The organism is Rudaea sp., from assembly GCF_057139185.1.
On the sequence record NZ_DBNHDN010000045.1, the window covers coordinates 115,641 to 138,185 of the forward strand.

Below are 22,545 nucleotides of genomic sequence, written 5' to 3' on the forward strand. Positions count from 1 at the left end.
ACACCACAACCGGACAGACCGCGCATGCTCACTCCGCCCATCGACCTTGCGAAATGGATTGCCGCGCATCGCGACGAGCTCAAGCCGCCGATTGGCAACAAATGCATCGTCGACGGCGACTTTATCGTCATGATCGTCGGCGGCCCGAACGCGCGCAGCGACTACCACTGGGACGAAGGCCCCGAATTTTTTTACCAGATCGAAGGCGAGATGCTGCTCAAGGTGCAGGACGACGGCCGTGCGCGCGACATCCCGATCCGCGCCGGCGAAATGTTCTACCTGCCGCCGCGCGTGCCGCACTCGCCGCAACGCATGGCCGGCGGCATCGGCCTCGTCATCGAACGCAAGCGCCTGGCGCACGAACGGGACGGCCTGCTCTGGTACTGCGCGGACTGCAACCACAAGCTCTACGAAGAATACTTCCACCTGCACGACATCGAGAAAGACTTCCCGCGTGTATTCGAGCGCTACTATCGCTCGCTCGAGGCGCGCACCTGCAAGGCCTGCGGGCAAGTTGCCGCAGTGCCGGAGAAATATCGGCCAGCCTGAGCGGCGCAACGAGGAAAGCTCCGCCCCGGCGAGGAAGCCCCGGCGAACGAAGGGAAGTGATCGTCGCTCTTGGCATGGCAACGCTATTTGCCGGACGCCCTGACCGGAATGGGCACGCCGCATACGTCGATGTGGCCCAACGGCACCTTGTAGAATTCGTCGATGCGGTTGCGCCGCGATTCGATCAACGCGGCGAACGTCGGCGTGTCGGTGCGCATGATTTCGAGGTTCGTGCGCTCGGCCGCGGGCACATCGGCGGCCAGGCGTACGCGCTCGATCTTCACGCGCTGCTCGGGCTTGTCGTAGAAGCCCATGTTTGCACCGCCGCGCGGCAAGCTGGACAGCAACTCCATGCCCTGCACGACGCGCCCGACCGCGGTGATGTTGCGCTCCAGCCAGCGCGGCGCCTGACCGATCACGGCGTACATCTCCGCGCCGCTGCCCGAATCGGCATCGAGATCGCGGCCGACGCCGACCGTGCCGTAGCAGTGCGCGAGCCAGGCCTGCCCGAGCGCGGGGTCGCGCGCGCTCGGAAAGTCACCGGAAAACCCGGACTGCGCCGCCCAGCCGTCGACATCGGGCAGACGCACGAACGGCAGCTTGTCGCCTGGCGACACCGAGAATTCTGCCTTGATCGCGCGCCTGGCGGTCTTGATCGGCCGCGGCTGGTTCGCCTCGCCGCGGCGCGCATCCGCGTACGGATCTCCCCATTGCGCGACGTAGTTGTCCTGCACGCGCACGATGGCGAGGCCGTCGAAGTACCCTTCCCTGACCAGCGCCTTGATGTTGGCGATGTGGTTTGGCGCAAACGCGGGCGCAAGCTCGATGACGACGCGCCCGGCCTTGAGATCGAGATACAGCGTGTTGGCCGGATCGAGCGCGTGCCAGTCGGAGGGCTTCGCCGCCTTGACGACATCGGCCATCGTCGGTGGTCTCGCCGCCCCGCCATCGGCTGCGAATGCCGCGCCCGTCGTCATGCAGGTCAATGCCGCAAAGCACGCAGCGCCGAGACGGCGGAATTCCACTTCCATCGCAGTTCCCCATTTCGTTGGATTGGATGCTACTTGTTCGACTCGCGCGTCTCGGCCGCGAGTACGCCAAGCCGTACCATGCGATCGACCTGGACACCGTCGCGGCTGATCGTCAAGGTCACGCGCCTGCCCATGTTCGTACGCAGCATCTGGCGAAAATCGTTGAGGTCGCGCACGGCGGTGCCGTTGAGCTTGAGCACGAAGTCACCGTTGCGCAGATTCGCTGCCGCGGCTGGCGTGCCGTCAATCACCTTGCCGATTTCTACGCCGCCGCCGACTCCGAGCTTGTGCTTCTCGTCCGCGGTCAGGTTGCGGAACTGCGCGCCGAACGGCAGCTTGAAGCGCACGTAGTAGGTCGCGACAAGCGCGGCGGGCTCCGGCCCGGTCGGCATGGCGCAAGCGGCGGTCATCTCCGCGGCGAGCTTCGCCGAAGCCTTTGCCTCCGCCGGCAGGACATAGACGAGTACCTTTTCCGCGCCGTGCGATTGCGCCATGCGCAGGACCCAGTCGCGCGCGGCTGCATCGGCGTCGCGATGGCAACCCGTGCCGATGCGTACGAGGCTCTTCGCGTTCATCCTGCCCTGATCCGCGGCAATGTCGATGCCGTCGGCGATCTCCGGCGTCTGTGTCGGCGGCACGACACGCAGTTCGGCGACGACGTCGGCACCACGTTCGGGCGCGACGATGTAGCGGCCGGGTTCGACCACGACCTGCTCCGGCACGCCCCCCGGCGCTTCGCGCTCGGGCGCGCGCCGGAACCAGGCGCAGCCTCCGAGCAGCGATGCGGCGAGCACGAAAACCGCGAAGCGGCGGGATTCCACGATGGACAGAATGCGCATACGCGGCGATAGTAACGCTTTGCAAGTTAAAGATGCGCTGCGCGAGTTTCCCGATCGTGCGCGTCGGTGTCGGCCCGTCGCTGCGCGAGCGCACCCTTGCCTGCTTCGGTCGGGTTCGCGCCCGCATCCGATGCGCGCATGCCGCCGAACCGCACAGGACTTTTGTTTCGACCACACTTGAAACCACCATGTCGTCGCCCGTTCCCGCTGCCGCATTTCCCGATTCGAAACGCACCTTGCGCATCGCGCAGTTCCAGATCCACTTCTGCGTGCTGCTGTGGGGATTCACCGCCATCCTCGGCAAACTTATTTCGCTGCCCGCGCTCGCCCTTGTGCGCTGGCGCATGCTGATTGTCACCCTTGCGCTGCTGCTCGCGCCGAAGGTCTGGCGCGGTTTGCGCGCGATATCACCACGCCTGCTGCTGGCCTATGCCGTGGTCGGCCTGTTCGTCGCGCTGCACTGGCTCGCGTTCTACGCCTCGATCAAACTCGCCAACGCCTCGGTCGCCGCGACCTGCATCGCGATCACGCCGGTGTTCCTCGCCGTGCTCGAACCGTGGCTGGCGCGCCGGAAGTTCCGCTGGCACGAGTTGTGGATCGGCGTCGGCGTGGTGCCCGGGGTCGCGCTCGTCGTCGGCGGCATTCCGGGCGAGATGCGCCTGGGCGTGCTCGTCGGCGTGGTCTCGGCGTTCTTCTGCGCGGTGTTCGGCGCGCTGAACAAGCGCCTGGTCGATCGCGCCGATCCGTTCACGGTAACCGCAATCGAGCTTGGCACCGGCGGACTCGTCATGTGGCTGATCGCATCGGTGATTCCGCACGAAGGCAGCGTGCTCGACCTGCCGAACCTGCACGATTCGTTCTTCCTTCTCGTGCTCGCGATCGCCTGCACGCTGGTGCCGTTCACATTGTCACTGGTTGCGTTGCGCCACCTGTCGGCGTTTGCGGTGGAACTCGCGGTCAACCTCGAACCGGTCTACGCGATCCTGCTTGCGATTCCGCTGTTCGGCGAGCAGCGCGATCTCGATGTCACGTTCTATCTCGGCGTCGCCATCATCATCGGTGCGGTTTTCGTGCATCCGATGCTCGAGCGGCGCCGGCCGCACCGGGTCGAGACCAATGTCGCCGGAGCGGTCGATTGACCTTGCGTGGCGAGTGCCGCCACAGGTGACGCCCTGTTGATTCCCGCATTCACGAACGAATGCGGGAATGCTGTCCGAATTCGAAAGCAAGAGCCGGAGTGCTTGCGATCATGAGTACCCCCAAACTGCGTTCATCTCCACGCAAACCGAAAGGAACGCAGATGAACGCGATGCAGAAATGCACTGCCCTCGCCACGATCGAAACCGATCCACGCTGGGCTTCCATCGTGGCGAGGGACGCCGCGGTCGACGGCCGTTTCTACTATTCGGTAAAGACCACCGGCGTCTATTGCCGCCCATCCTGCGGCGCGCGCCTGCCCCGGCCGGAAAACATCGCGTTTCACCCGACCCGCGCTGCCGCCGAAAAAGCCGGTTACCGGCCATGCAAGCGCTGCAAACCGGAGCAGCCTTCGCTCGCCGAGCAGCACGCCAGCGTGGTCCTGGCCGCCTGCCGCTGGATCGAGGACGCCGAGGAAACACCGCGCCTGGAAACGATCGCGGCACAGGCCGGCATGAGCTCCTATCACTTCCATCGCGTGTTCAAGGCGATCACCGGCGTGACGCCAAAGGCGTATGCGACCGCGCACCGCGCCAATCGCGTACGCGAGAAGCTGAGCCGTGGCCAGCGCGTGACCGACGCGATCTTCGATGCCGGCTACCACTCGAACGCGCGCTTCTATGAACAGTCGAACGCGCTGCTCGGCATGACCCCGAGCGACTGGCGCCGCGGTGGCGCGAAGACCGAAATCCGCTTCGCGATCGGCCAATGTTCGCTCGGTGCCATTCTCGTCGCATGCAGCGCCAAGGGCATCTGTGCCATCCTGTTTGGCGAGGATCCGGATCGGCTCGCACGCGACCTGCAGGACCAGTTCGCGAACGCGCAACTGATCGGCGACGACGCGGAGTTTGCCCGGCTCGTCGCCCGTGTCGTCGGTTTCGTCGAAATGCCGCAGGCCGGGCTGGACCTGCCGCTCGACGTGCGCGGCACGGCATTCCAGCAGCGCGTCTGGGATGCGTTGCGCCGGATTCCCGCGGGCACGACCGCCAGCTACCGCGAGATCGCCGAGCGCATCGGGGCACCAAAGGCGGTGCGCGCGGTGGCGCAAGCCTGCGCGAGCAACAAGATCGCCGTGGCAATTCCCTGCCACCGCGTCGTGCGCAACGACGGCGCGCTGTCGGGTTACCGCTGGGGCGTCGAACGCAAACGCGCGCTGCTCGAGCGCGAGACGGCGGCCTGACGCGGCAGCGTCGAAACGTGCTAACGACCCACCGGCGGACGCGGAAGGAGGCCGCGCGGCTGTGGCGAACAGTCCGGCGACAGATAATTGCCCAACGCCTCGCTGTCGTGCGCGAACGCGACCGAGGTCACGCCACCGGCACGCGTGAGGGTCAATGCGTAGACGCTGTCGTAGTCGTCACTCGGCCAATCCGGCACGACGCCGGGATCGCCGCCGTTGTGCCTGACGACGTTGGTGGCGAAGTTGACGAGCTCGTTGTGCTCCCAGGCGAGGAACACCGTTGCATTCTGGTACTTCGTTTTCGCCAGTTCCGTCTCGAGCTTGTCGATGTCACTCTTGCCGAATTTCAGATTGATCGTCACTCCAGCGGCCACAGCGGTCGGTTCGATCGTGGCCAGCGCGCGCAGATACCAGTAGTCGGTGCCGTTGTCGTCCTGCTTCTGCGTGGGAGCGACCGCGAACACGTAGCCGGGCACGCCGTACCTGGGAATCAACACGTTGGGCAACGCCAGCGCCCTATTCTGCCCGCGGCAGGTCAGCTGGCCGTTGTCGACGTTCGCCGGCTTTTCGCCATGACGCACGAGAACCAGCGTTTCGACGGCCGACGCCCCGGCCGAAACGCCAAGGCCGATCACGGAAGAAATCGCCAGCACGGCACGCGCAATTCCGAAAGTCATGCCCACCTCAGGGAAAATACCGCCGGCGGCGGCGTCGCGATATTGTCACAAATGCCTCGTGCGAAGCCGACCAATTCCCGCCGTGCGCGGACGCGCTCAGGCCGCGTTCACCAGCAGGCTGTTGACGCGGCGCACGTACGCGGCAGGGTCTTCCAACGCCGCGCCTTCGAGGATCTGCGCCTGCTCCAGCAGCAGCATGCCAAGGTCGGTCGCGCGCGCAATGTCGCTTTCGCCTTCGAGGCGCTTGACCAACGCATGCGTCGGGTTGATTTCAAGCAGGGGTCTGGACTCGGGCACTTCATGGCCGGCCTGCTTGAGCAGGCGCTGCATGGCCGGACTCATGTCGTGCTCGTCGAGCACGAGCACCGCAGGCGAATCGGTCAGACGCGCGGACACGCGTACGCCGCGCACGCGTTCGCCGAGCAGCTCCTTCAACTTCCCGACCACGCCCTCGGCCGCCTTCTCCGCTTCCTTGCGTTTCTCCTCGTTTGCGCCGCCGAACTTCGACAGGTCGAGATCGCCCTTGGCGACGTTGCGCAGCTTCTTGCCGGCATATTCGTTGAGGTAGTTCGACAGCCACTCGTCGATGCGATCCGTCAGCAGCAGCACTTCGATGCCGTGCGCCTTCAAGGCTTCGAGCTGCGGGCTGCCCTTGGCCGCGGCGTAGCCGTCGGCGGTGAGATAGTAGATGTCGTCCTGACCGGCCTTCATGCGGCCGATGTAGTCGTCGAGCGAGACGGTCTGCTCGGCGTTGCCGGTATGGGTGGAGGCAAAACGCAGCAGCTTGGCGATGCGTTCCTTGTTGGCAAAGTCCTCGGCCACGCCCTCCTTGAACACCTGGCCGAATTCCTTCCAGAACGTGGCGAATTTTTCCGGCTCGTCCCGGGCGAGCTTGTCGAGCAGGTCGAGCACGCGCTTGACGCACGCGGCCTTCAGCTTGTCGAGGTTGCGGTTCTGCTGCAGGATCTCGCGGCTGACGTTGAGCGGCAGGTCGTCGGAATCGACCACGCCGCGCACGAAGCGCAGGTAGGCCGGCAGCAGTTGTTCGGCCGCATCCATGATGAAGACGCGCTTGACGTAGAGCTTCAGCCCCTTGCGCTCGTCGCGCCCTCCGCCCATGAAATCGAACGGCGATTTCGACGGGATATAGAGCAGCGAAGTGAAGTTCTGGTTGCCCTCGACGCGGTTGTGCGTCCACGCCAGCGGGTCGCTGAAGTCGTGCGCGATGTGCTTGTAGAAATTCTGGTACTCCGCGTCGGTCAGCTCGTTCTTCGGTCGCGTCCACAGCGCCGATGCCTGATTGACCACTTCCCACTCCTCGGTGGCCTTGCCGTCCTTCTCGACCGGCATGCGGATCGGGAACCCGATATGGTCCGAATAGCGGGCGACCAGACTGCGCAGTTGCCAGGCCTGCAGAAACTCGTCCTCGTCGGCCTTGAGATGCAAGGTCACCGTGGTGCCGCACGCGGCGATTTCCAGCGTCTCCAGCGTGTATTCGCCGCTCCCGGCCGATTCCCAGCGCACGCCTTCGCCCGCTTCCGCGCCCGCCTTGCGCGTGGTCAGCGTCACCTTGTCGGCAACGACGAAGGCGGAATAGAAACCGACGCCGAACTGGCCGATCAGGTTGGCGTCGGCCTTCTTCTCCGCCGACAGCGCTTCGAGATACCGACGCGTGCCGGAGCTGGCGATCGTGCCGATGTTGGCGATGACCTCCTCGCGCGTCATGCCGATGCCGTTGTCGCGTATGGTCAGCGTGCGCGCGTCCTTGTCGACGCTGATGTCGATGCGCAATTCGCTGCCGCCGCCGAGCAGCTCGGGCTTGCCCAGCGCCTCGAAGCGCAGCTTGTCGCAGGCATCGGACGCATTCGAGATCAGCTCGCGCAGGAAGATTTCCTTGTGCGAGTAAAGCGAATGCGTGACCAGATGCAGCACCTGGGCGACTTCGGCTTCGAACTTGTGGGTTTGCGCACTGGCGGTCACGGATGAGGCTCCCTGATGGAATGAGTTGCGGGACGGATAAGGGCGCACTCGCGCTATTTCAAGTCGGTGCCGGCATCGTCTTGCCAGGTCTCGAGGCGTGCGCGCACCACCTCCGGCCGCCATTGCCGACCCCAATCCGCCGGCACCGCCACCTGCGCATCCACGGTCGTGGCTTCGAGCGCGGCCAGATCGACTTCCGCGATCAGCCAGGTGGCAGCGGGCCGTGCCACCGCCACGAGGCCGTCGTCGGGCAGGCCGCGATCGCTGGGCGCGTACAGTTCGGCCCGCCCCGTGTTCGTGTCTAGCGCAGGGTTGCCCGGCGCCTCGCCCGCGGTGACGGAGCGGGCGACGTAGACGCGGTTCTCCAGCGCGCGCGCCATGCAACCGATGCGCACGCGCGTGGCGCCGGCTTCGGTATCGGTGCAACTGGGCACGAGCAGCAGGCGTGCGCCCGCTTCGCGCTGCGCGCGCGCGTAGAGCGGAAACTCGCTGTCGTAGCAGACAGCAATGGCGATGCGCCCATACGGCGAGTCGAACACCTTGAGCGCGTCTCCCGGCTCGATCACGCCGTGCGCGTTTTCGAAACCGGTCAAGGTCAATTTGTCCTGATAGACGTGCGCCCCATTCGGCGAGAACAGATAGGCACGATTGCGATACCTGCCATCGGGCTGCGCGAGCAGGAAGGTGCCAGCGAGCAGGTGGATGCCATGCGCGGCGGCAAGGCCGGCAAACAGGCGCAACCAGTCCGCATGCACGGCCTGCAGCGCGGCCAGCGTCGCTGTGAAATCGGCGCGCGTCTTCGCATCCAGCGTCGAGGCGAGCTCGAGCGCGAGGTATTCCGGCAGCACGACGATGCGCGCGCCACACGCGGCAGCTTCCGCGACTTCCGCGGAAACGCGCGCGGCGAATTCCTCGAGCGAGGCCGGCGACTCGATGCGCCATTGGGCGAGGGCGATCTTCATGAGGCAAGTCTAGCTCAGGGAAAATGCGCAACCGAGGTATGGCAGCGCCGTCCCGTTTTCAATACGATCCGGAATGACCGGGAGGCAGGCGATGGGCGCGACAATCCGAGTCGGCATCGGCGGCTGGAACTACGCGCCATGGCGCAGCAATTTCTATCCGCCGAAATGGCCGCAGAAGCACGAACTCGAATTCGCGAGCCGGCAGCTGACTTCGATCGAAATCAACAGCACCTACTACAGCCCGCAGAAACCGCCGACCTACGCGCGCTGGCGCAGCCAGACGCCCGCCGGCTTCATGTTCTCGCTGAGGCGCCGCGATTTTGCACCGAGCGGCGCGTGCTCGCCGACGCAGGCAAGGCGATCGATGGTTTCGTCTTCGGCGGACTCGCGGAATTCGGCGATCGGCTCGGTCCGATCAATTGGCAATTGCCGCCGTACAAGACCTTCGATCGCGCCGACCTGACCGCGTTCTTCGACCTGCTGCCGCGTGCGCTCGATGGCCTGCGGCTGCGCCACGTGCTCGAGGCGCGCCACCCGAGCTTCCTCTGCGCGGAATATCTCGAACTCGCGCGCCGCCAGCGCATCGCCACCGTGTTCACCGACTCGCCGAAATATCCATCGTTCGCCGACGTGACCAGCGATTTCATCTACGCGTGCCTGATGCGCAGCGAAGCGCAGATCGACAAAGGTTACTCCGCCGCCGATCTCGATGCCTGGGCACGGCGCACACGGACATGGGCGCAAGGTGCCGAACCCAACGACCTGCCGCGTGTCACGAATACGGTTGTCGACGCCACCGCGAACGCCGCCGCGCGCGAGGTCCATGTCTACTTCATCGGCGCGGCGAAAGAGCACAATCCCGCCGTGGCCGGGGCGTTGCTCGAACGGTTGCGCTGAGGCCGACGCGGATCGCACTTCAACGCGTTCAATCGCGGCGCAACGACCAGAACGGGACGTCGCGGTGCAGGCGGAAACCGATGCGTTCATACAATCGCTTCGCGCGCGGATTTTCGTAGCTCACGTGCAGGAACGGCAACCGGCCTCGCGACAGGGTCTCGTTGGCCAGCATCGCCGTCAGCCGCCGCGCATAGCCGCGGCCGGCGAAATCCGGATGCGTACAGATCGCGCTCAATTCGCGCGCCGAATCGGTGCCAAGGCGCTCACCGATCATCGCCGCGAGCCGCCCCTCGCGATAGATGCCGAAGTAGCGACCCATGTCCATCGTGCGCTCACGGAAATAATGCGGATACACCAGCGCGGTCAGCGCGAGCACGTCGGCGCGGTGCGCTTCGCCCAATTCCACGATCTCCGGCCCGTCGATCATCCCGATCGGCGACGCGCAGATCATCTGCGCCAACGGATGCAGCCGGTCGAGTCGAAACCCGCTGCCGACGCGTGGCGCCATGCCGAGCAGCAGCACGCTTTCGCCAGGAGCGACCAGGGCCTCGAGATCGGCAGCCACGCGCGCCTGCGCATCGGCCACGCCGAGAAACGGTGCGAACTCGCGCGGATAGCGTGCCGCCTCGCCCGAGCGCAGCGCGATGTCGCGATGAATGCTCATCAGCGCGGACCAGAACGGATTGTCGAGCCCAGGACGGCCCATGCACCCTCACCCGCCCTGCGCGCGCAGCGAACGCGCGATCAGGCCGATGCCGCCGAACAGCAGCACCAGCATCGCCAGCGCATTGAACAGGCCGGCCAGGCGGAAATGGGCCTGTAGTCCGGCGATCACGCCAACGAACACGATCGCCGACCCGGCCATCAACAACGGCCGGCCGCCGGCCACGGCGAGCACGAAGCCGACGAGGAACTGCCCCAGACCGCCCGGAGTGCCGCCCGCTCGCGTACTGCCCATGCTTTCACCCTCGTGTGATTCGACACCAACCCGAGCCGGTCCCCACGCTGGGTTCATTGGCTGGGCTGTCGAAGGATTGTTCAAAATCCGCCGCCCGGCAGGCAAGTGCCGCGCAATCAGCAACGTTCGCTGCACGGCTTGAGTGATTCAAAATCCGGCTCGATCACCTGGCGCAGTTCGCAATCGATCTCCCAGCCATCGGCAACATGCAGATCGACGAAGCGCCGGGTCAGTGCGAGCGCTTCGTCCAGCGAATCGGCCTTGAGCATCGCGTAGCCACCGACCACTTCCTTCGTTTCGGTGAACGGCCCATCGACGATGCTGGTCTTGCCGCCGCGCAGGCGCACTCGCTTGGCTTGCGCGGTCGGCATCAGGCCCGCGGTATCCAGCAGCGTACCGGCCTGGGTCATCTCACCCATCAGCTGGCCCATCTCGCGCATGAGGCGCTCGCTGGGCTGTTTGCCGGTGTTTTCCTGGACTTTGATCAGCGACAGAAATCGCATTGTGGTTCTCCGATGCAGGTTGAATGAAGACGCAGCCGCCGCGCGCAGCGGGCCGATTCCACTTCAACGACGAACGAGCTTCGGCGAAATCGACTTTCCGCGGACAATTTCCCCGTTGGTTGCGATGTCGATTCGACAGCGGCTTCCTCGTCTTGGACAATGAGGGCCGTTCCGCAGCCCACGAATTATCCACATATCCCGCGCCGTTCGTCTTCGCCGCGTCTTGACGGAGAATGCGCGACGGCCGCATCACTCTGGACACCTGACTCCAATCCGCTGCGCTACGCTGTCCGCATATGAACCCGTCGGTAGAAAACCTTCGCGGCGCAGGCCGCCTGTCGACCGACGCCATCATCGGCGTCGTCGACCTGGTCGAAGCGATGCATCGCACCTTGTCGCCCGCGCAGATCCTGCTCGGCCGGGCCGGTGAACAACGCACGCACGGCATCACCTCCATCGTGTACAAGAGCATCCGCGGCATCTCGCGTTTGAGCGGCGTTGCGCTGGACACCGTTCTCGGCACTGCCTCCGCACTGCTCGGAACGATTCACGACCAGCCCGCGACCCGCTCGCCGCGGCACGAAGCCGTGCGCTCGGCGCTGAACGGCGTGCTCGGCGACCATCTCGCCGACACCGCCAATCCGCTCGCGATCGACATGCGCCTGCATTTGCACGCTCGCACCACTGCGACATCGTCGGCATCGTCGGGCGACAAGCTCGTCGTTTTCGTGCACGGCCTGTGCTTGAACGACCTGCACTGGCAAGCGCGAGACTGCGACTATGGCGCGGCACTCGCGCGCGACTGTGGTTACACACCGCTGTACCTGCATTACAACAGCGGCCGACACATCTCCAGCAATGGCCGCCAATTCGCCGAGCAACTCGAAAGCCTGATGCAGGCGCGCCATGCGCCGCTCAAGGAGCTGGTATTGATCGGCCACAGCATGGGTGGCCTCGTCATTCGCAGCGCGTGCCATTACGGTGCGATCGCAGGTCACACGTGGCGACAGCAGGCATGCAAGGCTTTTTTCCTTGGCACGCCACACCACGGCGCACCGCTCGAGCGCAGCGGTGCGTGGATCGAAGCGCTGCTCGACCGCAACCCGCTGCTGGCACCGTTCGCGCGCCTGGGGAAAATCCGCAGCGCCGGCATTACCGACCTGCGTCATGGCAACCTCGTCGATGCCGACTGGCAAGACCGCGATCGCGCCGTGCGCTCGGACACGCGCATGCGAATGCCGCTGCCTGAAGGCGTCGTCTGCCATGCCATCGCCGCGACGACCGGCACGCGCACAGGGAGCCTCGCCGATCGTCTGTTCGGCGACGGACTCGTGCCGTTGGCGAGCGCGCTGGGCGAGCACGCGGATGCGCGACGTGCGTTGCACTTCGCGCCGACACGACGATGGATCGGGCATCGCATGAATCACATGGATCTGCTGGGACACGTTGCGGTCTACGAACAGATCAAGCATTGGTTGAGCGAATCCCGGCAGCGCCGCTGACGACGCCACGAATCGATCCCGGCGCTGCTGCGCGCACGATGCGGTACATTCTGCCCGCCGTCAATGCGGATGCAGATCCGCGGCCTCGGGCACCGCGTCAGCACTTGCGCGGCAAGCCGGTCGTTGCCATAGGCGCCGTCGGCCGGGATATACTCCGTCCGGATCGATTCATGCGCGGGGTAGCGCCTTGATCCGCCTGACTTTGCTTCTGCTCGGTACCGAGTTCGTGCGTCGTCGCTGGCCGTGGCTTGCCGCACTCGGCGCGCTTTGGCTCGCTGCCGGCATCGTAATCTTCATCGACGCCTTCGACGGCGTACTGTATTTCCCGATCCATGTGTTCGGCGTGCTGATCCTGATCGAGGGCCTCCTTTCCCTCATCGCGGCGTTCAATGGCATCGACTCACGGCGCCGCAATCGATTGCGGCTGGTCAAGGCCGTACTGTTCATCGTCGCGGCCCTGCTGATCCTCGATCCGTACCCGGACGGCGAATTCGTGCTGGCCATGCTGTTCGGCACGATTTTCCTGATCGCCGGCGCCCTGCGCGTCTCGGCGGCCTACGTCGTGCGTTTCAGTGGCTGGAAACAGGCGATGGTGGCCGGCGGGCTCGAACTGCTGTTCGCGATTTTCACCCTCGAGCCGTGGCCGACGCACTATCAAGGCACGGTGCCCTACTGCATCGGCTTCGGTCTTGCCATCACCGGCTGGAGCCTGCTACGCCTCGCGCTGCGCCTGCGCAAGCTGCCGCCGACCGCATCGCTATCGCTGCTGACCGGGCGCGGTGGTCGGTTCGACAACCAACCGGTAGTCTGGGCGCGCGGCACTCCAGGCGAGCAGCGGGGCGATCTCATCGTGCACGTCTGGACGCCCGTTGGCTCCGCCGACGGCGCCATGCGCCAGCCGCTGATCGACCGCTACATCGCCGCCGTCGATGGCAAGGGCAGGATTTCGACCGGTCACGCCGCGCTCGAAGTGGCGCCCGACATCTACATAAGCCACTACCCGGCGGTAGAACTGGACCGCTCACCGAGCGACTTCGCCAGCACGCTGCGCGCAACACACGAAAACGATGTCGCCGGCAAATTCCAACCCAGCTACGCCGAGGAAGCGGCCGGTTGGTGCGACTCGACGGAGCAGGTACGGTTCAACGAATACAACCTGATACGCCTGCGCGCCTACTGGCAGGCCTACCGACAGGACACGACGTACAACCTCACCAATCGCAATTGTTCGAGCTCAACGGTGCATGCTCTCGAAACCGCGCTCGAAGGCGTGATCGGCCAGCGCGGCGGCCGCTGGTTCACGTTCGCGCGCGTGTTGCTCAGCCCGGAAACCTGGGTCGCCGCCCAACTGTATCGCCGTGCGGACACGATGGCATGGACGCCGGGTCTGGTGCTCGACTACGCGCGCACGCTGCACCGGATCGTAGATCCGTCGCCGGTAGCGTGGCTGACGATCGCGCGTGTCGCCTGGCGCACCTGGCGTCGCCGCTATCCGTCGACGGCAGACACCGCGTCGTCAAACTCGCCCTGATTCACCGGAGTCTGCCGCTTGCCTGCCGAATCGTTTCCGATCCCGTCGTCATCGCAACGCCTGTTCTCGGTCGCGGCGGTGATCGCGACCGCGGCGATCTTCGGCCTCACCTACGGTCTCACCGCGCCGCTGATCGCGGCCAACCTTGCTGCGCGCGGCGCGGGCGAAGCATTGATCGGCGCCAACGCCGCGATGCACGCGCTCGGCGTACTGCTGATCGCGCCCGTGCTGCCGCGCCTCGCCGTGCGTTACGGTCAGCGTGGACTGATCGTCGGCGCCCTGCTGCTGAGCGCGGCAATGCTCGCGCTGTTCCCGTTCGTGCCGCTCATCTGGTTGTGGTTCCCGATGCGCCTCGCGCTGGGCGTCGGCGCCGAGGTGCTCGGCGTGCTTTCGGAAACCTGGACCAACGATCTCGCCGAAGAATCCAGCCGCGGTCGCACGATGGCCGTCTACATGGCCGCACTCTCGCTCGGCTACGCGGGAGGCCCAGCGATTCTCTCCGTCGTCGGCACCGGACCTGACGCCTACCTGATCGGTGCGGTCATCGCACTCGTCGCGATCGTGCCGGTGGTCAGCCCGTGGACTGCCGCCCCGGCAAAAATGGAACCGCATGCGGCATCGCCCTGGCGCTATCTGCGCCTCGCCCCGGTCGCGATGGCGACGACCATACTCAACGCCGGCGTGGAAACCGCGGGCCTTTCCTTCATCGCACTCTACGCCGGCAATCAGGGTTGGAGCGAAGCCGAGGCGATGCGCCTCGTTACTGCGCTCATGATCGGCGCGATCGTTTTGCAATTGCCGATCGGCATGCTTGCCGACCGCATGAACCGGCCGCGTCTGGTCATGCTGCTCGCGATCGTCTCGGCGCTCGGCGCACTCGCGTGGCCGTTCGTGCTCGCGAACGCGCCACTCGCGTACGCCACCGTGTTCGTCTGGGGCGGCGTGTTCGTCGGCATCTACACGGTCATGCTCGCGATCGTCGGAGAGCGCTTCTCGGGTGCCGAACTCGTCGGCATCTACGCGATGATGGGCTTGGCGTGGGGTGTCGGCGCACTCGTCGGTCCTTCCAGCGTCGGCCTCGGCATGCAACTTAGCCGGACCTGGGGCCTGCCGATCGTCGTCGCCACGGGTTGCGCCTTGTTCGCGGCATTCATGGCGGCCAGGCGCAGATCGGCGTGAACCAGCGCACACCCATCGGCTCACGCAAGCGTGCTCGTCCGCCCAGTTGCCGAAAACAGGAAAGACTTGGAACATGAAGGGCACGAAGAATGGCGCCGAACCAATGTATTCTTGCTACGTATTCTTCTTGTTTCCGCGCTGCGATTGGCCGATGGCCAACGAACCGAACAGGCAAGTAGTGACAGCGACCGTCTTGCTCCACCGAATAAGGGCAGTGAGTGCGGCAGGGCAAAACCTTCGATGGCAGTTCGATATTTGAAAACCACACTTTCACGGGGAGAACAGATCATGCGTTGCATATCGATGACGATGACCGGCCTTGCGTTGCTGCTGGTCGCGGGCCAAGCCACGGCCGGTGAGCTCGAATGCCGCAGTTCCGGCTATCACTATCAATACTGCCGCGCCGATACCGGCAACAACGTGCAACTGGCGCAAAAACTTTCCAGTTCTTCCTGTGACTACGGACGCAGTTGGGGCTACGACGCGCGTGGCATCTGGGTCGATAACGGTTGCGCGGCGATGTTCAACTACGGCGGGCGACCGGGATCCGGCCACCACGACAACACCGGCGCCATCGTCGCAGGCGCGGCCGCCGCGGTCATTCTCGGCGCGATCATCAGCTCGAACAACGACCGCGATGACCGCTACGACCGTGGTCGCCACTACGACAACAGTCACAACGACAACCCGGATCGTTACACCAACGACCGCTACGACAACCCCGAAAGCTACGGCAACAATCCGGGCTACGACAACAACGGCGTACCGGGATGGGCGATCGGCCGCTTTTCGGGCGTCGACCGCGAGACGGGCCTGCAAATCGAATTCGCCGTCGATCGATACGGCCGCATAGACGGCTATCAGGGAAGCTCGGAATTCCAGGGCCAGGTACGCGGCACCAGCGCGTGGATCGGCAACCGTCAGTACGAGCTCGTGCGCGCACGCGACGGTTTCCGCCTCGCCAGCGGCGGCAACGGCGGCTACGAAATGACTCGCGAATAAGGGGATCCGACATGACCAAGACCGCATCGTTGCTTGCCTTCGCACTCGCCGTTCTGTTCGGCGCCTCTGCCTTCGCCGATCAGCCAACCATGACGAAAGCGTCTACGCCCACCACGGCGTCGAAACCGGCGAAGGCCGGACACCGACCGCTGACCGGCACGTCCACGCTGACCGCAATCGAAAGAAGCGGTGTGCTGCGCGTCGGCGTCGCGGTCAACGCACCGTTCGTGATGCACGACAAGGATGGCCAGCCGATCGGATACTCGATCGACCTTGCGCGCAGGTTCGCCTCTGCGATGGGCTGGAAGCTGCAGGTTGTCGAAGCATCGTGGCCGAATCTGACCACCGGTTTGCGCACCAACGACTACGACGTGGTCATCTCCGGCCTGTCGGTGACGCCGCAGCGTGCGCGCTTCGTGCAGTTCACCGACCCGGTCGGCGAATTCGACATCGGTGTAGTCGTCAACCGCAGCAAGTTCGCGCACGGCGGCCTCGCCGACCTGCGCAAGCTCGCACACGCCAAGGTCGGCGTGCGCAAGGGCGAACTGACCGTGGACTTCGCACGCGTCGCGCTGCCCGAGGCCGATATCGTGGAAATCGACAACGAAAACACGGCAGTCGCCGATCTCGGCAGCGGCAAGCTCGACGCCTACGTCGCCGAGGCACCGCTGCCGCAAGTGCTGGAGAAGGTTCATCCCGACAAATTGCGCGCGCTCGGCAACGAGCCGATCGCACGCACCGCGCATGCACTGGCCGTACGCCCGAACGAAACCGGAATGCTGCGCGTACTCAACGCCTGGATCACCTACGAGCGCGCTTCGGGTTGGCTGAAATCGCGCAACGACTATTGGTTCAACGGCACCGCTTGGGCCACCGAGCTGTAATTTCCACACGCTACGATCGAACAAGGAACCTTGCATGCGAATCTCCCTCCCTACGGCGTTGCTGCTGGTGTCCGCCGCGTTGATGTCAGCCTCCGCCTTTGCCGGCTCCCGCCTGGGCGATGGCTGTGATCTCTCCGTGCTCGGTGTGCAGAACGAAACCGAGTTCATGCACTTCGACAACGCCGTGCGCGAAGCGGTGACCGCGAAGGACGCCGCCGCACTTGCCAAGCTCGCGCAATTCCCGCTGCGCTTGGGCAAGGCGTCGGTGAACAGCGCCGCCGCACTGCAATCGCGTCTCGCCGATGCGTGGCCGGCACTGCAAAATGCCGTCAATGCGAAACAACCCGGCGAGTTGTTCTGCAATGGTGAAGGCGTGATGTACGGCGATGGCGAAATCTGGGCCAATCCGGGCAGCGGTCTGGCGGCGCCGTTCCGCATCACATCGATGAACCTGCCGCAGCAACATGCGGCGACGCAAGCGGTTGCCAGCGGCGGCAAGGTGCAGCTCGCCTGCGGCACCGATCACTTCCAGATCGTCGTCGACGAACAGGCCAACGACACCTCGCGCTACCGCTCGTGGAACAAGCCCCACACCGCGCCCGACGCCCCCGCGATCGAGCTCGTCGGCAAGGCGAATTTCGAAGGCACGGGCCAGTGCGCCCATCGCGTCTGGGATTTCCGCAACGGCAATGCCAACTACATCCTCAGCGAACCGGGTTGCAGCGACGGCAGCACTCCGGCGAATGCGAAGGCGCAGCTCGAAGTGCTTATCGGCGGCAAGTCGCAGTTGCAATCCTGGTGTTACTGAAGGCAAGACCTGGGAGTATCACGATGAAGCGCACCTCCCTTGCCGGCATGCTCGTTCTCGCATGCAGCGTTGCCACGGCCGCCGCACCGCCGTTCGGCTTCAATCTGGATATCACGCTCTCGGCCAGGGCAGCCGAGCGCTTGCGCGCGACCAAGGAAGGAATCACCGTTTCCGCGCGTTACTATGGCGACCCGACACCGCGCACGCAAAAGCACGCGAACGAAGTCGGGCAGATCGATCTTGGTGGCGAAACGCTTCGACTCCCCGGCCATGCCGGACGCGCCCGGTTTTCCGGGAAGCAGATTCTTGCCGGTCGCCTCGGGTGGATCCAGGGCAGCGCGAAGGTCAACGTGAACGTGTATTCGTCACGACGCAGCAACAAGGACAATGTCCTGTCCTGCGACATGATCGACACCGATGTCGCGCAAGTGGTGAAGGTGCAGCCGATCACGCTGCACTGCGCGCTGATCGAAGAAAACGTACCGACTGAAGCGAAGCCCTGATCGCCCCTGACGCCGTCGCCGGCGATTCAGGTCGCCGCGGTCGCGCGCATGCCCTTGCGGCGATTCCGCAGCCACTGCTGGAAGTGGTCGAAGTAGATGTAGATCACCGGCGTCAGGTACAACGTCAGCACCTGCGAGGTGAGCAGGCCGCCGACGACGGCGAGACCGAGCGGGCGACGCGAATCGCCACCGGCGCCGAAGCCGATTGCGATCGGCAGCGTGCCGAACAAGGCGGCGAACGTGGTCATCATGATCGGCCGGAAGCGCACGAGACAGGCCTCGTAGATCGCCTTTTCGGGTGAGGCGCCGGCGCGCTCGGTTTCCAGCGCGAAGTCGATCATCATGATCGCGTTCTTCTTGACGATGCCGATGAGCATGACCAGGCCGACCATGGCATAGAGGTTCAGATCGACGCCGAACAGCATCAGGGTGAGCAGCGCACCGAACACCGCGGTCGGCAAGCCAGACAGTATCGTCAACGGATGAATGAAGCTCTCGTAGAGAATGCCGAGCACCAGATAGATCACGAACACCGCGAGCACCAGCAGCAAGCCCATACCCGAAATCGACGACTGGAACGCCTGCGCCGCACCCTGGAACGAGCCGATGATCGTGTCGGGCAGTTTCAACCGGGCGACGATGGCGTTCATGCGTTCGACCGCCTGACTCAACGACACGCCGGGCGCGAGATTGAACGACAGGGTCACCGCCGGCACCTGCCCCAGGTGGCTGACCGTCGCCGGCCCCACGCTCTTGTCGAACCGCGCCACCGCGGACAAGGGCACGACCTTGCCGTTGCTGCTGCCCACGTACAACTGGCCGAGCAGGTCAGGGTCGCCCTGACGCGCCGGATCGACCTGCATCTGCACCCAGAATTGGTCGATCGCGGTGTAGATCGTCGACACCTGGGCCGGGCCGAAAGCCAGGTACAGCGCATTCTCGATCTGCGCCGCGCTGACGCCGGTGGCTGAAGCCGCGTCGCGGTCGATGGCAACGTCGACCTGCGGCGTGGCGATCAACAGGTCGCTGGTGACATCCTGAAATTCGCGCTGTTTCGACAACTCGTCGACCAGTTTGGGCACCGCTGCGTACAGCTCATGTGCGTCGGTGTCCTGCAAGGTGTACTGGTACTGGGTCTTGGTCATCATGCCGCCGATGCGGATGATCGGGATGTTCTGCAGGTAGACCTTCATGCCCGGAATGTTCTGCAATTTCGGACGCAGCTCCTGGATCACGTCCTCGGGTGTGCCGCGTTCGCTGCGCGGCTTGAGGGTAACGATCATGCGGCCGAGATTGAGCGTGGTGCTGCTGTAGCTGGCGCCGATGAAACTCATCACTCCATGGATGTTCGGGTCGTGCCGGATGATGTCGGCGGCGATCTGCTGCTTGCGCGCCATTTCGTCGAAGCCGACGTCCTGATCGGCCTCGGTGAACACGAACAGCTGCCCGGTGTCGTCGCTCGGTAGGAATCCTTTCGGCATCGCCACGAACAGCCATGCGGTCGCACCGAGAATCGCGAAGAACGCGAACAGCACGATGCGGCGATGGTCGAGGCACACGCGCAGGCTGCGCCGATACGCGTTTTGCATCGCGTCGAAACCGCGCTCGAAGGCGCGGTACATCGCGCCGTGGGTCTCGCCGTGATGCGCCTTGAGCATGCGGCTGCACAGCATCGGCGTCAGGCTCAGGGACACGAACCCCGACACGAGCACGGCGGCGACGATGGTCACCGCGAACTCGTGCAGCAGGCGGCCGATGATGCCGCCCATGAACAGGATCGGGATGAACACCGCCGCGAGAGAGATCGTCATCGAAACGATGGTGAAACCAATCTCGCGCGCGCCGTCGAAGGTCGCCTGCAGCGGGGTTTTGCCCATCTCCAGATGACGCGAGACGTTTTCAAGCATGACGATGGCATCGTCGACGACAAAACCCACGCACAGCGTCAACGCCATCAGCGAAAGGTTGTCGAGGCTGTAGCCGAACGGGTACATGATCGCGAACGTGCCGACGATCGACATCGGCAGTGCGAGCGAGGGAATGATCGTCGCCGACAGGTTGCGCAAAAAAAGAAAAATGACGAGCACGACCAGCAGCAGCGCGAGCAGCAACGTGAACTGCACTTCCTCGACCGATGCGCGGATGCTGTCGGTGCGATCGTAGAACACCTTGAGCTCGATGCCGGCCGGCAACTGCTCGGCGAAACCGGGCAGCACCGCGCGGATGCGCTCGACCACCGCGATCGTGTTGGCGCCGGGCTGGCGCTGGATGGCGAGCATGACGCCGCGCTGGTCGTTGACCCAGGCGGCGAGCTTGTCGTTCTGCACGCCGTCGTAGACACGTCCGATGTCGCCGAGCCGGACCGGTGCCCCGTTCCTGTAGCTGACGATGAGGTTGGCGAACGGTTTGGCTGCCTTGAACTGCCCGTCGACCATGACGCTGTAGGTACGGTTGCCGCCGTACAGGGTTCCCGTGGGCAGGTTGACGTTGCCGCTGCCGACCGCGGCCGCCACCTGGTCGATGCCGAGTCCGCGCGTGGCCATCGCGGCAAGATCCAGATCGATGCGCACGGCGTATTTCTGCGAGCCGTAGACGTTGACGATCGCCACGCCATCGACCATCGACAGACGCTGGGCGAGCAAGGACTCGGCATATTCGTCGACCTTGGACAGGGGCATGGTTTTCGACGTCATACCGACGTAGTACACCGGCGAATCGGCCGGGTTGACCTTGCGGAAGGTCGGCGGCGTGGTCATGTTCGGCGGCAGCTGGCGCGCAGCCGCGGCCATGGCCGACTGCACATCGAGCGCGGCGGCGTCGATGTTCCGGTCGAGCGAGAACTGCAAGGTAATCTGGCTGACGCCGATACCGCTCACCGAGGTCATCGTATCGAGCGAGGGTATCGTCGAGAACTGCTTCTCGAGCACTGTCGCCACCGCCGAGGCCATCGTCTCCGGTGCCGCGCCGGGCAGGTTCGCCTGCACCTGGATCGTCGGGAAGTCGACGTTGGGCAGATCCGACACCGGCAGCAGGCGATACGCCGCGATGCCGAACACGAGGATGCCGACCATGACCAGCGTGGTCATCACCGGGCGACGCACGAAGATCGCGGAGACGCTCATCGGCGCAGGCTCACTGCGTCACGGCGGCTGCGCCCGCGGACGCGGCTTCGGCAATCCGCACCGGCGTACCGTCGGTCAGACGCGACTGGCCATCGACGACCACCGTCTCGCCGGCATCCACGCCTTGGGCGATCACCGCTTCGCCGGCCACGCTGCGCGCCACCGTCACCGCGCGCTGCTCGGCCTTCTTGTCCGCCTTGACGACGAAGACGTAGTTGCCGCTCGGCCCCGCCTTCACCGCGGGCTCGGGCACGACCACTGCATCCGCGTCGCTGCCCAGGGTCAGCGCGATGTTGACGAACTGGCCCGGCCACAGGCTTTCGTCGGCATTGGCGAAGCGCGCACGCAGCTTTATCGTGTTGGTTGACGGATCGACCGCGTTGTCGACGAAGGCGAGTTCGCCGCGCTGCGGCGCCTTGATGCCGTCGCCCCGCGCGGCGACATCGAGCGCCCCCCGGGCCTGCGCGGCACGCACGCGCTCGACATACGCGCCGGGTACGGCGAAGTTGACAAAGATCGGCGCGATCTGGTTGATCGTCAGCAGCGCATTGGTGTCGTTGGCCTTCACGAGGTTGCCCGGCTGCACGAGAATGCGCCCCGCGCGTCCGGCGAACGGCGCGGTGATGTCGGTGTAGCCGAGGTTCAATTGCGCCGCGGCGATGTTGGCCTCATCGACCTTCGCCGCGGCCGCGGCTGCGGCGTAGGCGGTGCGGTACTGCTGCATCTGGTCGGCGGAGATGAACCCCTTCGTCGCCACCGGCGCGTAGCGGTCCACCTGGGCGCGGGCCAGGTCGCGCGCGGCGGCATCCCTGGCCAACGCCGCGTTCGCCTGCGCCAGCGTGGCCTGCGCCGGGCGCGGATCTATCTTGAACAACAGTTGCCCGGCCGAGACCGCGTCGCCGTCCCTGACGTGGCTTTCGAGCAATTCGCCATCGACGCGCGACCTCACCGCCACCGAGTTGATCGCCTCGACGGTGCCCACCGCGGCAAGCAGGTCGGGCACCGTCTTGCGCGCGGCGACGGCAACGACCACCGGCGCGGCGGTCGCGACGTGCGGTGCCGGCGGTCGCGAGCACGCGAGGGGCAACAGGGCCAGAACGGCTGCGCCGAGGCGGCGCAGTACGGGGAGGATGGATCGTTGCATGGGCGGGCAAGGGGAGGATGTACACGGATTATCGCCTATCGAACCCTTGCCGCTCGTGTCGCGGAAGTAATGAATTGTGAGCGAAGTACCCGGTGCC

Annotated in this window: 20 protein-coding genes and 1 pseudogene; 11 read left to right on the top strand and 10 right to left on the bottom strand. The window is 65.1% G+C overall.

What is annotated here, in order from left to right; genetic code table 11:
* Positions 1–24 precede the first annotated feature (24 nt).
* On the top strand, positions 25–549 hold the full coding sequence (locus AC16HO_RS16180) for a 3-hydroxyanthranilate 3,4-dioxygenase (RefSeq protein WP_395642262.1): 525 nt from the start codon (positions 25–27) through the stop codon (positions 547–549).
* Between the two features lie 83 nt (positions 550–632).
* Here AC16HO_RS16180 and AC16HO_RS16185 read toward each other — a convergent pair whose 3' ends face one another.
* Both AC16HO_RS16185 and AC16HO_RS16190 read right to left on the bottom strand, forming a co-directional pair.
* Positions 633–1,580: a peptidylprolyl isomerase gene (locus AC16HO_RS16185; RefSeq protein WP_395642263.1), complete on the bottom strand. Its 948-nt coding sequence runs from the start codon at positions 1,578–1,580 to the stop codon at positions 633–635.
* Between the two features lie 29 nt (positions 1,581–1,609).
* A complete protein-coding gene (locus AC16HO_RS16190) occupies positions 1,610–2,419 on the bottom strand; it encodes a PDZ domain-containing protein (RefSeq protein ID WP_395642264.1) in 810 nt (269 codons plus the stop codon).
* Positions 2,420–2,607: 188 nt separating this feature from the next.
* Between AC16HO_RS16190 and AC16HO_RS16195 the strand changes: the two genes are divergently transcribed.
* Positions 2,608–3,558 carry a DMT family transporter gene (locus AC16HO_RS16195; RefSeq protein WP_395642265.1) on the top strand — a complete coding sequence of 317 codons (951 nt, stop codon included), beginning with the start codon at positions 2,608–2,610 and terminating at the stop codon, positions 3,556–3,558.
* Positions 3,559–3,728: 170 nt separating this feature from the next.
* Positions 3,729–4,796, top strand: a complete 1,068-nt coding sequence (gene ada, locus AC16HO_RS16200; RefSeq protein WP_395642629.1) for a bifunctional DNA-binding transcriptional regulator/O6-methylguanine-DNA methyltransferase Ada — start codon at positions 3,729–3,731, stop codon at positions 4,794–4,796.
* Between the two features lie 20 nt (positions 4,797–4,816).
* Here the strand turns inward: ada and AC16HO_RS16205 are convergent, their stop codons facing one another.
* The 3 genes from AC16HO_RS16205 to AC16HO_RS16215 form a co-directional block, all read right to left on the bottom strand.
* Positions 4,817–5,473 (bottom strand): histidine phosphatase family protein, encoded by a 657-nt coding sequence (locus AC16HO_RS16205; protein ID WP_395642266.1) that lies wholly within the window; start codon positions 5,471–5,473, stop codon positions 4,817–4,819.
* Between the two features lie 96 nt (positions 5,474–5,569).
* Positions 5,570–7,453 (bottom strand): molecular chaperone HtpG, encoded by a 1,884-nt coding sequence (gene htpG, locus AC16HO_RS16210; RefSeq protein WP_395642267.1) that lies wholly within the window; start codon positions 7,451–7,453, stop codon positions 5,570–5,572.
* A gap of 53 nt (positions 7,454–7,506) precedes the next feature.
* Positions 7,507–8,415 carry a carbon-nitrogen hydrolase family protein gene (locus AC16HO_RS16215; RefSeq protein WP_395642268.1) on the bottom strand — a complete coding sequence of 303 codons (909 nt, stop codon included), beginning with the start codon at positions 8,413–8,415 and terminating at the stop codon, positions 7,507–7,509.
* A 91-nt stretch (positions 8,416–8,506) separates the two neighbouring features.
* On the opposite strand from AC16HO_RS16215, the pseudogene AC16HO_RS16220 reads away from it, so the two are divergent.
* A pseudogene (locus tag AC16HO_RS16220) lies at positions 8,507–9,312 on the top strand (DUF72 domain-containing protein).
* A gap of 28 nt (positions 9,313–9,340) precedes the next feature.
* Here the strand turns inward: AC16HO_RS16220 and AC16HO_RS16225 are convergent.
* The 3 genes from AC16HO_RS16225 to AC16HO_RS16235 form a co-directional block, all read right to left on the bottom strand.
* A complete protein-coding gene (locus AC16HO_RS16225) occupies positions 9,341–10,018 on the bottom strand; it encodes a GNAT family N-acetyltransferase (protein WP_395642269.1) in 678 nt (225 codons plus the stop codon).
* A gap of 6 nt (positions 10,019–10,024) precedes the next feature.
* A complete protein-coding gene (locus AC16HO_RS16230; RefSeq protein ID WP_395642270.1) occupies positions 10,025–10,270 on the bottom strand; it encodes a hypothetical protein in 246 nt (81 codons plus the stop codon).
* A gap of 116 nt (positions 10,271–10,386) precedes the next feature.
* Positions 10,387–10,773 (bottom strand): YciI family protein, encoded by a 387-nt coding sequence (locus tag AC16HO_RS16235; RefSeq protein WP_395642271.1) that lies wholly within the window; start codon positions 10,771–10,773, stop codon positions 10,387–10,389.
* Positions 10,774–11,069: 296 nt separating this feature from the next.
* Between AC16HO_RS16235 and AC16HO_RS16240 the strand changes: the two genes are divergently transcribed.
* The 7 genes from AC16HO_RS16240 to AC16HO_RS16270 all read left to right on the top strand — a co-directional run bounded on the left by AC16HO_RS16240 (position 11,070) and on the right by AC16HO_RS16270 (position 18,182).
* Positions 11,070–12,275 carry an esterase/lipase family protein gene (locus AC16HO_RS16240; RefSeq protein WP_395642272.1) on the top strand — a complete coding sequence of 402 codons (1,206 nt, stop codon included), beginning with the start codon at positions 11,070–11,072 and terminating at the stop codon, positions 12,273–12,275.
* 187 nt (positions 12,276–12,462) lie between these two features.
* Entirely contained in the window at positions 12,463–13,806 is a 1,344-nt protein-coding gene (locus AC16HO_RS16245) for an HdeD family acid-resistance protein (RefSeq protein WP_395642273.1), read from the top strand.
* A gap of 18 nt (positions 13,807–13,824) precedes the next feature.
* Positions 13,825–14,985: an MFS transporter gene (locus AC16HO_RS16250; RefSeq protein WP_395642274.1), complete on the top strand. Its 1,161-nt coding sequence runs from the start codon at positions 13,825–13,827 to the stop codon at positions 14,983–14,985.
* Between the two features lie 66 nt (positions 14,986–15,051).
* Complete coding sequence (locus AC16HO_RS16255; RefSeq protein ID WP_484335587.1) at positions 15,052–15,987, top strand: DUF3011 domain-containing protein; 936 nt, start codon at positions 15,052–15,054, stop codon at positions 15,985–15,987.
* A gap of 11 nt (positions 15,988–15,998) precedes the next feature.
* The gene (locus tag AC16HO_RS16260) at positions 15,999–16,871 is read left to right on the top strand and encodes a transporter substrate-binding domain-containing protein (RefSeq protein WP_395642276.1); all 873 of its coding nucleotides are present in this window, start codon (positions 15,999–16,001) and stop codon (positions 16,869–16,871) included.
* Between the two features lie 34 nt (positions 16,872–16,905).
* Positions 16,906–17,679 carry a hypothetical protein gene (locus AC16HO_RS16265; RefSeq protein WP_395642277.1) on the top strand — a complete coding sequence of 258 codons (774 nt, stop codon included), beginning with the start codon at positions 16,906–16,908 and terminating at the stop codon, positions 17,677–17,679.
* A gap of 23 nt (positions 17,680–17,702) precedes the next feature.
* Positions 17,703–18,182: a hypothetical protein gene (locus AC16HO_RS16270; protein WP_395642278.1), complete on the top strand. Its 480-nt coding sequence runs from the start codon at positions 17,703–17,705 to the stop codon at positions 18,180–18,182.
* A 26-nt stretch (positions 18,183–18,208) separates the two neighbouring features.
* Here the strand turns inward: AC16HO_RS16270 and AC16HO_RS16275 are convergent, their stop codons facing one another.
* Entirely contained in the window at positions 18,209–21,304 is a 3,096-nt protein-coding gene (locus tag AC16HO_RS16275) for an efflux RND transporter permease subunit (protein WP_395642279.1), read from the bottom strand.
* Positions 21,305–21,314: 10 nt separating this feature from the next.
* Positions 21,315–22,448 (bottom strand): efflux RND transporter periplasmic adaptor subunit, encoded by a 1,134-nt coding sequence (locus AC16HO_RS16280; protein ID WP_395642280.1) that lies wholly within the window; start codon positions 22,446–22,448, stop codon positions 21,315–21,317.
* Positions 22,449–22,545: the final 97 nt, after the last annotated feature.

Coding starts and splice junctions, on each gene's coding strand:
- AC16HO_RS16180 (WP_395642262.1), top strand. CDS start 25: ATGCTCACTCCGCCCATCGACCTTGCGAAATGGATTGCCGCGCATCGC.
- AC16HO_RS16185 (WP_395642263.1), bottom strand. CDS start 1,580: ATGGAAGTGGAATTCCGCCGTCTCGGCGCTGCGTGCTTTGCGGCATTG.
- AC16HO_RS16190 (WP_395642264.1), bottom strand. CDS start 2,419: ATGCGCATTCTGTCCATCGTGGAATCCCGCCGCTTCGCGGTTTTCGTG.
- AC16HO_RS16195 (WP_395642265.1), top strand. CDS start 2,608: ATGTCGTCGCCCGTTCCCGCTGCCGCATTTCCCGATTCGAAACGCACC.
- ada (WP_395642629.1), top strand. CDS start 3,729: ATGCAGAAATGCACTGCCCTCGCCACGATCGAAACCGATCCACGCTGG.
- AC16HO_RS16205 (WP_395642266.1), bottom strand. CDS start 5,473: ATGACTTTCGGAATTGCGCGTGCCGTGCTGGCGATTTCTTCCGTGATC.
- AC16HO_RS16215 (WP_395642268.1), bottom strand. CDS start 8,415: ATGAAGATCGCCCTCGCCCAATGGCGCATCGAGTCGCCGGCCTCGCTC.
- AC16HO_RS16225 (WP_395642269.1), bottom strand. CDS start 10,018: ATGGGCCGTCCTGGGCTCGACAATCCGTTCTGGTCCGCGCTGATGAGC.
- AC16HO_RS16230 (WP_395642270.1), bottom strand. CDS start 10,270: ATGGGCAGTACGCGAGCGGGCGGCACTCCGGGCGGTCTGGGGCAGTTC.
- AC16HO_RS16235 (WP_395642271.1), bottom strand. CDS start 10,773: ATGCGATTTCTGTCGCTGATCAAAGTCCAGGAAAACACCGGCAAACAG.
- AC16HO_RS16240 (WP_395642272.1), top strand. CDS start 11,070: ATGAACCCGTCGGTAGAAAACCTTCGCGGCGCAGGCCGCCTGTCGACC.
- AC16HO_RS16260 (WP_395642276.1), top strand. CDS start 15,999: ATGACCAAGACCGCATCGTTGCTTGCCTTCGCACTCGCCGTTCTGTTC.
- AC16HO_RS16265 (WP_395642277.1), top strand. CDS start 16,906: ATGCGAATCTCCCTCCCTACGGCGTTGCTGCTGGTGTCCGCCGCGTTG.
- AC16HO_RS16270 (WP_395642278.1), top strand. CDS start 17,703: ATGAAGCGCACCTCCCTTGCCGGCATGCTCGTTCTCGCATGCAGCGTT.
- AC16HO_RS16275 (WP_395642279.1), bottom strand. CDS start 21,304: ATGAGCGTCTCCGCGATCTTCGTGCGTCGCCCGGTGATGACCACGCTG.
- AC16HO_RS16280 (WP_395642280.1), bottom strand. CDS start 22,448: ATGCAACGATCCATCCTCCCCGTACTGCGCCGCCTCGGCGCAGCCGTT.